Annotated in this window: 11 protein-coding genes; all 11 read right to left on the bottom strand. The window is 63.1% G+C overall.

What is annotated here, in order from left to right; genetic code table 11:
• Positions 1–37 precede the first annotated feature (37 nt).
• The 11 genes from ATY29_RS03495 to argS all read right to left on the bottom strand — a co-directional run bounded on the left by ATY29_RS03495 (position 38) and on the right by argS (position 12,551).
• Positions 38–691, bottom strand: coding sequence for a protein-L-isoaspartate(D-aspartate) O-methyltransferase (locus ATY29_RS03495; RefSeq protein ID WP_003573541.1), 654 nt, complete (start codon positions 689–691; stop codon positions 38–40).
• The gene (surE, locus tag ATY29_RS03490) at positions 688–1,461 is read right to left on the bottom strand and encodes a 5'/3'-nucleotidase SurE (RefSeq protein WP_003573544.1); all 774 of its coding nucleotides are present in this window, start codon (positions 1,459–1,461) and stop codon (positions 688–690) included. The genes ATY29_RS03495 and surE overlap by 4 nt, the downstream gene beginning before the upstream one ends.
• Before the next feature lie 4 nt (positions 1,462–1,465).
• Positions 1,466–2,749: a serine--tRNA ligase gene (gene serS / locus ATY29_RS03485; protein ID WP_025416062.1), complete on the bottom strand. Its 1,284-nt coding sequence runs from the start codon at positions 2,747–2,749 to the stop codon at positions 1,466–1,468.
• 99 nt (positions 2,750–2,848) lie between these two features.
• Positions 2,849–3,676, bottom strand: coding sequence for a twin-arginine translocase subunit TatC (gene tatC / locus ATY29_RS03480; protein ID WP_003573547.1), 828 nt, complete (start codon positions 3,674–3,676; stop codon positions 2,849–2,851).
• On the bottom strand, positions 3,673–4,284 hold the full coding sequence (gene tatB, locus ATY29_RS03475) for a Sec-independent protein translocase protein TatB (RefSeq protein ID WP_003573549.1): 612 nt from the start codon (positions 4,282–4,284) through the stop codon (positions 3,673–3,675). Before tatB ends, tatC begins: the two co-directional genes overlap by 4 nt.
• A 50-nt stretch (positions 4,285–4,334) precedes the next feature.
• Positions 4,335–4,526, bottom strand: coding sequence for a twin-arginine translocase TatA/TatE family subunit (locus tag ATY29_RS03470; RefSeq protein WP_003538990.1), 192 nt, complete (start codon positions 4,524–4,526; stop codon positions 4,335–4,337).
• 182 nt (positions 4,527–4,708) lie between these two features.
• Entirely contained in the window at positions 4,709–5,425 is a 717-nt protein-coding gene (gene scpB, locus ATY29_RS03465; protein WP_003573552.1) for an SMC-Scp complex subunit ScpB, read from the bottom strand.
• Positions 5,422–6,279, bottom strand: coding sequence for a segregation and condensation protein A (locus ATY29_RS03460; protein ID WP_097535177.1), 858 nt, complete (start codon positions 6,277–6,279; stop codon positions 5,422–5,424). The genes scpB and ATY29_RS03460 overlap by 4 nt, the downstream gene beginning before the upstream one ends.
• Positions 6,280–6,327: 48 nt before the next feature.
• Positions 6,328–7,341 (bottom strand): beta-N-acetylhexosaminidase, encoded by a 1,014-nt coding sequence (gene nagZ / locus ATY29_RS03455; RefSeq protein ID WP_097535229.1) that lies wholly within the window; start codon positions 7,339–7,341, stop codon positions 6,328–6,330.
• 115 nt (positions 7,342–7,456) lie between these two features.
• The gene (locus tag ATY29_RS03450) at positions 7,457–10,732 is read right to left on the bottom strand and encodes an SPOR domain-containing protein (RefSeq protein ID WP_097535175.1); all 3,276 of its coding nucleotides are present in this window, start codon (positions 10,730–10,732) and stop codon (positions 7,457–7,459) included.
• Positions 10,733–10,793: 61 nt separating this feature from the next.
• Positions 10,794–12,551, bottom strand: coding sequence for an arginine--tRNA ligase (argS, locus tag ATY29_RS03445; RefSeq protein WP_097535173.1), 1,758 nt, complete (start codon positions 12,549–12,551; stop codon positions 10,794–10,796).
• Positions 12,552–12,573 lie beyond the last annotated feature (22 nt).

Raw genomic sequence — 12,573 nt, 5'->3', positions numbered from 1 at the left:
TTGATAACCATAGCTTACGGGCGAAAAATCGCAGTCGCTACAGCAGCGAGGCAAGCCGCGGAACGATCGGCAAATAAGGGGCTTCGAACAGTTCCTCGCGCTCGAACCGGCTGCCGGTTTTCGTCAGCCGAACCATGCGGCATTCATTCTCGGAGATCATCAGCGGGGCGATCATCGAACCGCCGGAAACAAGCTGATCGGTATAAAAGCGCGGCATCGCGTTGAAGGCCGCCGTCACCAGGATGCGGTCGAAGGTGCCCTCTCCCTGCATGCCGGCACTGCCATCGGCGTGGCGGATGATAACGTTGCGCAGACCCAGCGATTCCATGCGCCGCTGTGCAGCCGATGTCAGCGTCTTGTAGCGGTCGATGGATAGGACACGCTCAGCCATGCGGCCCATGACGGCGGCGGTAAAGCCACTGCCGGTGCCGATTTCCAGAACGCGTTGTCCCGGCTTGAGCTTCAGGTGATGCAGAATGCGGACGACAAAATCGATGCCTTCCAGGAAGGAGCCGCATTCGATCGGGATCGTCCGGCTCGAATAGGCGTCATCGGAAAATTGCGGCGGCACGAAGAGCGAGCGCTGCGTCTGTTCGACCGCCGTCAGCAAATCGAGGTCGGAGATGCCTTCAGCGCGCAATCTGAGGACAAGCGCCGCAAAGCCCTCTTTCTCGGCCAGTCTTGCCGTCAAACCTGTGCTCCGTATCCCAGGGCCCGCGCCACGCGGTCCGTCACGGAATAATCGGTCAGATCCAGTTTCAAAGGCGTTACCGAAATTTTGTTATGCTTCAGGGCGTGAATATCGGTGCCTTCGATGAAGGCGCCGGCGCGTTCGCCGAACTTCAGCCAATAATAGGGAAACCCCCGGCCATCGGAGCGGGCATCGACCTGCAGATTGAAGGCGAGTTTGCCCTGCATGGTCACCTCGGCGCCGTCGACCTCGCCCGGACGGCAGTTCGGGAAATTGAGATTGAGGAACGTGCCCTCCGGCAGGTCCAGAACCATCAGCTTTTCCAGAAGAGCCGGCGCATGCGTCTCGCAGACCTCCCATGGCACGATGCGCGCGCCGTCCTCATAGAGATAGGCTTGGCTGAGCGCGAAGGAACGCACGCCCTGCATGGTGCCTTCGATGGCGCCGGCGATGGTGCCGGAATAGGTGACGTCATCCGCGACGTTCGAGCCTGAATTGACGCCCGACAGGACGAGATCGGGCTTGATGTCCATCACCTGCTTGATGCCCATGATGACGCAATCGGTCGGCGTGCCGCGCAAGGCGAAATGCTTGTCGGAAATCTTGCGCAGCCGCAAAGGTTCAGACAGGCTCAGCGAATGGGCCAGGCCGCTCTGGTCGGTCTCCGGCGCCACGATCCAGACGTCGTCGGACAGGGTCCGCGCAATCCGCTCCAGCGCGGCCAAGCCCTCTGCGTGAATGCCGTCGTCATTCGTCAGCAGGATGCGCATCGCCTCAGGCCGCCCGTTCGATCTTGGTCAATCCGCCCATATAAGGCAGCAAAACGTCCGGAATCGTGACGGAGCCGTCATCGTTCAGATAATTTTCGAGCACGGCGATCAGGCAGCGGCCGACGGCCGTGCCGGAGCCGTTCAGCGTGTGCACGAACCTGTTGCTCTTGTCGTCCTTGCCGCGGTAGCGCGCATTCATCCGCCGGCCCTGAAAATCGCCGCAGACCGAGCAGGAGGAAATTTCACGGAACGCGTTCTGCCCCGGCAGCCAGACTTCGAGATCGTAGGTCTTGCGCGAGCCGAAGCCCATGTCGCCGGTGCAAAGCGTCATCGTGCGGAAATGCAGGCCGAGGCGCTTCAGCACTTCTTCGGCGCAGGCCGTCATGCGTTCATGCTCGGCGATGGCGCTCTCGGCATCGGTGATCGAAACGAGCTCGCATTTCCAGAACTGATGCTGACGCAGCATGCCGCGCGTGTCGCGGCCGGCCGAGCCGGCTTCCGAACGGAAGGACGGCGTCAAAGCCGTGAAGCGCAGCGGCAGTTTTTCCTGGTCGAGGATCTCCTCGCGCACCAGATTGGTCAACGTCACCTCGGCCGTCGGAATGAGATAGCGGCCATCCGTCGTCTTGAAGAGATCCTCTTCGAACTTCGGCAGATTGCCGGTGCCGAACAGCGCTTCAGCACGCACCATCAGCGGCGAGCTAACTTCGGTATAGCCGTGCTCGCGGGTGTGGAGATCGATCATGAACTGGCCGAGCGCGCGCTCGAGCCTGGCGAGCGGCCCAGTCAGAACCGTGAAGCGCGAACCGGAGAGTTTGGCCGCGCGCTCGAAATCCATATAGCCGAGCGCCTCGCCGATTTCGAAGTGCTCCTTCGGCGTATGGTTCCAGCGCGGCTTTTCGCCGACGGTGCGGGTGACGACATTGTCATGCTCGTCCTTGCCGACCGGGACGTCGTCGAAAGGGATGTTGGGGATGCGCGAGATCGCGTCGTGGAGTTCGGCCGTCAGTTGCCGGTCCTCTTCCTCGATCGCCGGCAGCAGCGTCTTCAGTTCGGCGACCTCGGCCTTCAGCTTCTCGGCAAGCTCGGCGTTCTTCTGGGCCATCGCCGCGCCGATCTCCTTGGAAGCGAGATTGCGGCGAGACAGCAGGTCCTGCACCTTCTGCACGGCGGAACGGCGCTTTTCATCGAGGGCAACGAGACTTTGGGCCAAAGGCTCCGCGCCCCGCTTGGCAAGGGCGGCATCGAGCGCTTCGGGATTCTCACGGATCCATTTGATATCGAGCATCGTCGTTCCAGGTCGTTGCAACAGAAATGACCCGGCCAAAGCCTGACCGGGCTTCGACCGGATGAGACGGCGTTCATGGAAGGATTTCCGGATTGCCGCTCAGACGCTGTCCGTCTTGGCAACGTCCGCGGATTCGGTGTCCTTTTCGACCGCCTGCCGGGCACGCTGGCGCTCCACGAGTCGCGCCGCATGGATGGAAATCTCGTAGAGAAGGATCGTCGGTATCGCAAGGCCGATCTGGGACATCGGATCGGGCGGCGTCAACACGGCGGCGACGATGAAGGCGAGCACGATGGCGAATTTGCGCTTTTCGGCGAGCCATTGCGACGTCAGCAAACCGACACGGGCAAGCAGCGTGGTGATGACGGGCAGCTGGAAGACGAGGCCGAAGGAGAAGACCAGCGTCATGATCAGGCTCAGATATTCCGAAACCTTCGGCATCAGCGAGATCGCCACCTCGTCATGACCCGGCGCCTGCTGCATCGACAGGAAGAACCACATGACCATCGGCGTGAAGAAGAAATAGACGAGCGCGGCGCCCATCAGGAACAGGACCGGCGAGGCGATCAGGAACGGCAGGAAGGCCTGGCGCTCGTTCTTGTAGAGACCGGGCGCCACGAATTTGTAGACCTGGGCGGCAATGATCGGGAAGGCCACCACAAGGCCGCCGAACATCGCCACTTTGACCTGGGTGAAGAAGAATTCCTGCGGCGCGGTGTAGATGAGCTGAGCCTTCTCTACATCGAGATGGGCCCATTCGACGGCTGTCTTGTAGGGAATGACCAGATAGTTGAAGAGATGCTTGGCAAAAAAGAAGCATGCGATGAAGGCGACGAAAAACGCGCCGATCGACCAGATCAGCCGCGTGCGCAGCTCCATCAGGTGCTCGATCAGCGGCTGCGGCTTGTCTTCGATATCACCGCTCATGCCTCGTCCTTCTTCGTCTGCACCGGTGTCTTCAGCGCTGCGGGCTTCCTGGCTGTCGTCGTGCGCTTGGGCTTTTCGACAGGCACGGCGATGGCGGCCGCGGCATCGACCGCGTCGGCAGCCTTGACGCGCGGCTTGCGCACGGCCTTCGGCTTGGCGGCAACCTCATCGGCCTGGACAACCCCTGCTGCGACGGGTTCAGGCGGCGCAGGTACCGGCACCAACGGCGGAGTCTCCGGCAGGCTCATCGACGGTGTCGGCGCCGAAACGGCAGCCGGCGGCACTTCGGTCTTGTTTTCCGGAGCGGCGGACGCCTTCTGCAGGTCTGCTTTGATCTCGTTGCCCATCTGGCGAAGCGGGTTCATCGCCTCGCGCAGGCTATTGACCGGGTTGAGCTTCTGCGCGTCACTAAGCGTCTGGCGGACATCGTCAAGCTCGGCCTCACGCAGCGCTTCGTCGAACTGCGCACGGAATTCACCCGCCACCTTGCGGGCGCGCTGCGTCATCTTGCCGAAAGCGCGCAGCATCGGCGGCAAATCCTTGGGACCGACGACCACGATCAGCACGACCGCGATGACCAAAAGCTCGGTCCAGCCAATATCGAACATGCAAGGCTCCTGGACGGGTAGCGCGGGGGCGGCGCTTTTCCCGGACTTGGTTACTTCGTTTCGTCGGCCTTGTGATCGACGGTCTTCGCCGTATCCGGCGCGTCTTCGTCCGTCATGCCCTTCTTGAAGCTTTTGATGCCCTTGGCGACATCGCCCATCAGTTCCGGGATCTTGCCGCGACCGAACAACAACAGCACGATGACCAGAACGATCAACCAGTGCCACATGCTAAAAGAACCCATTACCCTAACTCCCTGTTTCGATGTTCCCTCGATGTAAGGATTTCCGACATCGTTTCCAACATCAAGCCAATTGAACTGCGCTTAATGTCACGGTATCGCCCTTTGTGACAAGCCATCGCCCGATGGAAAAGTGATGGCCGGCATTGTTTTCGCCATGCATGGCAAAAGCAAGACGCGGCTCTTCAATCTTCGGAGGTGCCGCGCGGTGCCAGCAACCCAAGTTCCTCCAGATCCATCTGGGTGATCGGGTCCTCGTCCTCGGTCAACTCGTCGTTCATCAATGGCGAGGGAATATTGAAGTTTGCCGGAATTCGGCCCGACAGCAAGCCTGCGCCCTTCAATTCTTCGAGACCGGGCAGATCACGCAGCTCTTCGAGACCGAAATGGTCGAGGAAATCGCGTGTCGTGCCCAATGTCACCGGCCGGCCCGGCGTGCGCCGGCGGCCGCGGAACCGCACCCAGCCGGCTTCCATCAGCACGTCGAGCGTGCCGCGCGAGGTCTGGACGCCGCGGATATCCTCGATCTCGGCGCGCGTCACCGGCTGGTGATAGGCGATGATCGCCAGCACTTCCAATGCGGCGCGCGAGAGCTTCTTCACCTCATTGTCGTCGCGGCGGATGACGAAGGAGAGATCGGCGGCGGTGCGGAAGGCCCAGGCGCCCTCGATCTGCACGAGGTTGACGCCCCGCGGCGCATATTGCGCCTTCAGGCGCAGCATGGTGGCGCGCACATCGGTCATCTCGGGCAGGCGCTCGGCAAGGAAGCCTTCGGAGACGGGTTGCGAGGAGGCAAAGACCAGCGCCTCGGCGATACGCTCAGCCTCGATCTCCGCCTGCAGGTCGCGGCTCCTGTCTTCGAAATCGTTCTTGAAATCCTCTTCGCTCTTCGGATCGATCAAGCCGGCTGCTCCTGCTCCACCACCTGCAGCGTGGCGTGTTTGGGCCCACGGCGCATGTATATCGGCTGAAAGGCGCCGTCCTGGCGGATTTCCAGCTTGCCTTCGCGCACCAGCTCCAGCGAGGCGGCAAAGGCGCTGGCAATCGCCGTGACTCGTTCCTCAGGCGCTGCGAGATAACGCAGCAGATAATGCTCCATCGCCGTCCAGTCGCCGACCTCGCCGATCATCTGGGTCAGCAGCTCGCGGGCATCGGTCAGCGACCAGACATTGCGCCTCTCGATCGTCACCTGAGTAACGGCATTGCGCTGGCGCAGCGCCGCATAGGCGGTCAAAAGATCGTAGAGGCTCGCCGCATAGGCGGATTGCTGCCGGTCGGGAATATGCTCAGGCGCACCGCGTACGAAGATGTCGCGGCCGAGGCGGTTGCGGTTGACGAGGCCTTCTGCGGCGTGGCGCATGGCTTCCAGGCGTTTCAGCCGGAAGGCGAGCGTTGCCGCCATCTCCTCGCCCGAAGGACCGTCATCCTTGATCTGCTGGGGTATCAGCAGGCGCGACTTGAGATAGGCGAGCCAAGCCGCCATGACGAGATAATCGGCGGCAAGCTCGATGCGGATACGCCGGGCGCTTTCGACGAACTGCAGATATTGCTCGGCGAGCGCCAGAACCGAAATGCGCGACAGATCGACCTTCTGGTTGCGGGCGAGATAGAGCAACAGATCGAGCGGGCCTTCGAAGCCGGCGACGTCGATCACCAACGCCGGCTCGTGGCTGGCGCGCTCGGCGCCGTTCTCCTGCCACAACTTGTCCATCGGCGTTGCCGCCTGCGGACGTTCCGTGCCCTTGACCGTGCTCACCACCCTGCTCCTCTACGATCACATCCCCTGCGATCACATCCTCTGCGATCACCCGATCGCAAACATCGCCTCGAATTCCGCCCGCAATTCCGCCTCATCGGCGGCATCCGGCGCTGTGAAGCCTGCTTCCACTGCTTTCGCGCGGGCAAGCGACGCGCCGGCCAGCGGGGGAACATTTGCCACGACACCCAGCATCTCGTCCATATGGCCATTGCAATGCAGCACGATATCGCATCCGCCTGCAATGATATTCGCCGCGCGTTCGCCGATCGTGCCGGAAAGAGCATTCATCGAGCTGTCGTCGGAGAGCAGCAGACCGGTAAAACCGATATGCTCGCGGATGACGCCGTCAATCACCTTGCGCGAGGTCGTCGCCGGATTGTCCGGGTCGATCGAGGTGAAGACAACGTGGCAAGTCATGGCCATCAACTCTTCCTTCATTGCGACGAAGGGCGGGAAATCGTGAGCCTCCAGCTCGTCGCGCGAAACGGTGACGACAGGCAGCTCCAGATGAGAGTCCGCAAAGCCGCGGCCGTGGCCCGGCATGTGCTTCATGACGGGCAACAGGCCGCCGGCCTTCAGCCCTTCGGCAGCCGCCCGGCCCATGGCGATGACGGTTTGGGGATCGCCTCCATAGGCGCGGTCGCCGATGACGTTGCTGCTGCCCTCCACCGGCACGTCGAGCACCGGCAGACAATCGACATCGATGCCGAGGCTCGAAAGGTCGAAGGCGTGCAGCCGCGACATTACCCAGGCGGCGCGCAGCCCAAGCGCCGGGTCACGGCGATAGAGATCACCGAGCGCCTGGCCGGAGGGATAACGTGAGAAAACCGGCGGACGAATGCGCTGAACGCGGCCGCCCTCCTGGTCGATCAGCACCGGCGCATGCCAGCCGACACTGTCGCGCAATTCGGCGACAAGATCGGCAATCTGCCCTGCTTCGGAGATGTTGCGCCCGAAGAGGATGAAGCCCCAGGGCCGTTCGCCCCGGTATAACGCTCTCTCTTCGGATGTAAGGGCAAGGTCGCTGCAGCCAAGGATCATCGCTTTTGATTCGGTCATAGCAGAATCATAGACGGCGCCCGGCCAAATGCGAGCAAGCTCGGGGGCGATGCACAAAAAAGAGCGGCGGACCGATCCGGCCCGCCGCTCCTGTTATTTCATTGAAACCTTAATGTTACTTGGAGATCAGGCAGCTTCCGCCCGCCGCGCGATATTGTTCGCAGAGCGCAGCCGCCTCGTCCTTGGAACCGGCCGGAATACGGACACGGTAGAAAGTGCCCTTCCCGGCGATATCGGCCCTGCGGATCTCATGGGCGCGGCCACCAAGCACACCGGCGAATTTCTTCGACAGATTGGCATAGGATTGGTTCGCCTCGTCCTGCGACGGCAGCGAGGCGATCTGGATGCCATAGCCGCCGGCGGAGGCGCCCTGCTGCGGCTGGGCGGCGGCGGGTGCTGCAGCAGCGACCTCCGTCGTCTTCGGCTGCTGGGCGGGTTTCGGCTGCTGTGCGGGAGCGCGAACGTTGCCCTTTTCGGTCACCGTGCCGACGACGTTGACGGGCTGGTCGGCCGGGCGCGCGGTCGGAACCGGAGCGGTATCGCCGATCGCCGTGGTCTTGACCGGACGCACCGGCGCATCGACCGGAGCGGGATTTGCAGCTTGCGCATCAGCGGCGGCGGCAAGCGGCGGCTTTGCCGGCGCGGTTTCGGCCGGCGCTGCGGCGCGGGCATCGGCGGAGGCAACCTCGGCGCTCGTCGGGAAGCTTGCGGCCGTTCCGCCGACCGGCGGCACGGGCGAAGCAGATTGCGCCGACGGGGGCGTCAAGGCCGGCACCGGCTGAGCGGCTTGTGCAGACTGCGTTGCCGGGGCAGACGCTGTCGTCGGTGCAGCCGCCTGGTCGACGGGCGCCGGTTCCTCGCGGGCGACCAGCGTGCCGTCAGGCTTGACGATCATGGTGCGTACCTTGCGCGGCGAAACCGATGGCGTCTTGCCGGCATCGCTGGCGGCAGCGTTGTCGGCGCTGCTCTCGTTCGGCAGCAACCGCGGATCTTCCGTCTCACCGACTGCGGTCGGCGTGACCTGATCGCCGGCATTGGCGTTCTCGTCGTCCTCAGGCAGCGATTCCGGTGTCAGCGTGCGCTGGACAACATCGACCGGCGCCTCGTCGGAAGAAACCAGCGCCTTTTGCTTCGGCTCCTCGGCAGAGCCGGCAACACGATCGTAGACGGCCTTGTCCTGGTTCGGCACGGTCTTGCCGCCGGGATTTTCCGGAACGACCTTCACCGGCTCCTTGTCGGCAGTGATCACGCGCGGCTCGCCGGATGCGACGATGCCGAGCCCCTCGCCGTTCCAGACGGAGGAATAGACACCATAACCGACGCCGGCGAAGACCACGAGCACGACGGCTCCGGCCAGCAGCCGGCGCATCGACCGGGCACGGCTGAAATCGGCCGCCTGGCTTGCTGATTCGATGCGGACCTCGGAGGTCTCGCGACGCTCGACCGGCTCGCGCACGCTGCGGCGGAAATCCTCCTCCAGCGCCCGTTCGAAATCATCGAGGCCGTCGGCGATGGTCGGCTTGACCGGCTTTGCCGCGGCTGCGGCGGTATCGCGAACCGGGGCCGGCGTTTCCCGCGGCTTGGCCGGCTCGAAGAAGCTGGCGATCTCGGCGTCGAGATCGAAATCGAAATCCTGTGTTTTCGCGACCGGCGCGGGCTGCTCGACCGGCGGCAGCGCCGGCACGTGCATGTCCTCGACCGCCTCGGGACGATCCTCCGGATCGGAGATCATCGCTGGATCAAACGGCAGATCTTCGGTCGATTCGGCGGCAGTTCCCCAGTTGACGGCCGGAGCCGGAGCCTCGGGCTCAACGAAGGCAGGAGCAGGCCGCGGAGCGGCGGATGGCGCCTGCTGGAAAGTGGGATTTTGCGGCTCGGGCGAAAAACCGGCGGCGGGCCGAGGGGAGACGGCGGCGGCCGGCTGGGGGGCACGGACCGGCGGCTCCGGTTGCGGCGCGGGCTCAGCCGGCGCCAGCTCGGTTTCGGAGAAATCGAGATCGGCGAGTTCCAGCTCGATGCCGGCAAGATCCAGCTCGAAATCATGGCCAGCGAAGGGGTCGTCGGCTTCCGGCACAGGCTGCAGCGCCCGCGAATATGCCATTGCGGCCGGCTGGGGTGCGATGACCTCGGCAGGCTGCGGCGCGACCGGCCTTGCGGCTTCGGCGGTATAGACCGGCGCCGGCTCGACCGAAGCAGGCCGAACGGGGGCCGCGGTGGCCGGTGCTGGAGCGATCACCTGCGGCTGGGCAAATGCAGCGACCATAGGAGTGGCAGCAACGGCATCGGCCTCGATCGAGTCGGCCTGCTGTGAAACGGGCGCCGGATTAGAGCGTTGCGGCACCGGATAACGCGAGACGTCGGCAAGCAGATCGTCGAGATCGAAAGTGCCGGCAGTGCGCGGAACTTCAGGCACGACCTCGGTCAGCGCCGCATCCGCCTGGATCTCGCCCTCGACGGCGGCGGCGATCAGATCGAAACCGGCATCGGATCCGAAATCTTCGAGTTCGTCTTCGATTTCGACGAAGTCTTCGGCCTCGGCAATCTGTTCCGACGCGATTTCGTCATGGCGATCGAGCTCGGCGGGGAAGCCAAGCGACGGAGACGCGGATTCGAATTCCTCGGACGGCTCGACAGCGACGACCGGAGCCAATTGCTCGACGACCGGGGCGGGCTGCTCGACCACCGGCTGCGGCTCTGCCGCGGCGAGATCGGCGGATGGCGCTTCAGCCACCGGTGCTGCGGCGAGCGCTTCGGCCACAGGCTCCGGCGGAACCACCGTTTCCTCGCGTTTGGCAGCGTGGAAATTGGCAAGCGGCAGCCTGATGCTGGCCGCCGACCATTGCGGCGCCTTGGGGGGCTGCGGTAGCGAAGAGACAGGAGCAGAACCGATCGACAGCTCAAGCTCCTCGATCAGATCGCGCGCACCGCCGAAGGCCGATTGCACCGGCGCGCCGGAAGCCGGCTCGACGGAAAGCTGCTGCGGCCAAGCCGCCTCATCGTCGGCGGGCGCATCCCAGTTGCCTGCGGCCGGCGCAGCATCTTCTTCGACCTCAACGGAGGCGACGGAAACCGGTTCGGGCACATCAGCCCTCTCGATGGCGGGAGACGCATCGAGAACGGGCTCGATGTAATCTTCAGGCGTCTCGTCATCGGAGATCGGCTCGGCGGGGCGGTCGAGCTCGGCGAGCGGACGGGGAGAATCGTAACGGTCGAACTCACGCCCAAGCTCGTCCTCGAGATCGAGGGCGGGCTCGTGCCGTGTTTCGGTCACCGTATTTGCTGCAACGCGCGGCTCGAAACCGACGATACGGGCAAGTTCGGCCAACGGATCATCGTCGGCAAACAGATCGTCTTTTCCGCGCGTATCATACGCAAGTTGTTTATCAGCCATGCCTATCCCACTCGCAAACGCCAACTCTGAGATGCCAGCGCATTGTGGGTAAATGGTGACGTTATCGCATTTCGTCCGGTGCGGCAGTGCCTGTAATGGCAAGTCCCGACTTCAATACCGACGCGACGGCGTACACCAGCCCAAGTCTGGCAATAGTTGATTCTCGGTTTTTATCATTAACAAATCGTAATTCCGGCTGATCTTTACCTTTGTTCCAGTGCGCATGGAACGAACTTGCGAGGTCGTAGAGGTAAAAAGCGACGCGATGCGGCTCCTGCGACTGGGCCGCCGCCTCGACCATCCGCGGGAATTCAGCGAGCTTGGCGACGAGCTGCAATTCGGCCGGATCGCCAATGCCTGCAACGGTTTGCGCCAGTTCCTCGGGAGAAACATCGAGGTCGCCGAAAGCCTCCCTCGCCTGCCGAAAGACCGACATGCAGCGGGCATGCGCATACTGCACGTAAAAAACCGGATTATCTTTCGACTGTTCCGTCACTTTGGCGAAATCGAAGTCGAGCGGCTCGGAATTCTTGCGGTAAAGCATCATGAACCGGACCGAATCACGGCCGACTTCCTCGACGACCTCCCGAAGCGTGACGAAATCGCCCGAGCGTTTCGACATCTTCACCGGCTCGCCGTTGCGATAGAGCTTGACGAGCTGGCAGAGCAGCACCGTCAGCTTCGCCTTAGCATCCGACACGCCGCGTGCAACCGCCTCCAGGCGCTTGACGTAGCCGCCATGGTCGGCGCCGAGCACATAGATCATCTCGTCGAAACCGCGATCGAACTTGTTCTTGAAATAGGCGACGTCGGCGGCGAAATAGGTGTAGGAGCCGTCCGACTTGATCAGCGGCCGGTCCATATCATCGCCCACTTCGGTCGAGCGGAACAGCGTCTGTTCGCGATCTTCCCAATCCTCAGGCAGCTGGCCCTTCGGCGGCGGCAAGGTGCCCTTGTAGACAAAGCCTTTGAAGGTCAGGTCGTTGATCGCCGTGCGGATGGCGGCCGCGCCATTGGCATGCAGAGTCCGCTCGGAGAAGAAGATGTCGTGATGGACGTTCAGCGCCGCCAGATCTTCGCGGATCATCACCATCATCGCATCGATGGTGCGGTCCTTGACGATCGGCATCCATTGGTCTTCCGGCATATTGTGCAGCCGCACGCCATAGTCGGCAGCCAGCGACTGACCGACCGGCACGAGATAGTCGCCCGGATAGAGACCCGAGGGAATTTCGCCGATCCTTTCGCCGAGCGCTTCGCGATAGCGCAGGAAGACGGAACGGGCGAGCACGTCGATCTGCGAACCGGCATCGTTGATATAATATTCCTTCTCGACGCCGTAGCCGGCAAAGGCGAGCAGGTTGGCGAGCGCGTCGCCGACGACGGCGCCGCGGCAATGGCCGACATGCATCGGCCCCGTCGGATTGGCCGAGACATATTCGACGTTGACCTTCCGGCCCGCGCCGAGCGTCGAGCGGCCATAATCGGTACCGGCGCCGATCATCGACGCGAGCAACTGCTGCCAGTAACCGACGGCGAGACGAATGTTGATGAAACCGGGACCGGCGACCGAAACATCGGCAACATCGGCGTCTTCCCTGAGCTTGGCGATGATGACGTCGGCCAGCGCACGGGGATTGGTTCCGAGCGGCTTTGCCAGCACCATCGCGGCGTTGGTCGCAACGTCGCCGTGGCTCGCGTCACGCGGCGGCTCGACGGCGATGCGGCCGAAATCGAGCTCGGATCGCTTGTCCCTGACCAGATCGATCTGTTCAAGGGCGGTTTTGATCCTGGCTTCGAAGTCGGTAAAAAGGTTCATCGCACTCTTCCATGCATAGGCT

It is taken from the genome of Rhizobium hidalgonense (assembly GCF_002914525.1).
GTDB classification, from domain to species: Bacteria; Pseudomonadota; Alphaproteobacteria; order Rhizobiales; family Rhizobiaceae; genus Rhizobium; species Rhizobium hidalgonense.
This window is presented reverse-complemented; position numbering and strand designations above follow the sequence as displayed.

Excerpts from the sequence above, each read along its gene's own strand:
- ATY29_RS03450 (WP_097535175.1), bottom strand. The coding sequence starts at position 10,732 with ATGGCTGATAAACAACTTGCGTATGATACGCGCGGAAAAGACGATCTG.
- ATY29_RS03470 (WP_003538990.1), bottom strand. The coding sequence starts at position 4,526 with ATGGGTTCTTTTAGCATGTGGCACTGGTTGATCGTTCTGGTCATCGTG.
- surE (WP_003573544.1), bottom strand. The coding sequence starts at position 1,461 with ATGCGCATCCTGCTGACGAATGACGACGGCATTCACGCAGAGGGCTTG.
- serS (WP_025416062.1), bottom strand. The coding sequence starts at position 2,749 with ATGCTCGATATCAAATGGATCCGTGAGAATCCCGAAGCGCTCGATGCC.
- nagZ (WP_097535229.1), bottom strand. The coding sequence starts at position 7,341 with ATGACCGAATCAAAAGCGATGATCCTTGGCTGCAGCGACCTTGCCCTT.
- argS (WP_097535173.1), bottom strand. The coding sequence starts at position 12,551 with ATGAACCTTTTTACCGACTTCGAAGCCAGGATCAAAACCGCCCTTGAA.
- tatB (WP_003573549.1), bottom strand. The coding sequence starts at position 4,284 with ATGTTCGATATTGGCTGGACCGAGCTTTTGGTCATCGCGGTCGTGCTG.
- tatC (WP_003573547.1), bottom strand. The coding sequence starts at position 3,676 with ATGAGCGGTGATATCGAAGACAAGCCGCAGCCGCTGATCGAGCACCTG.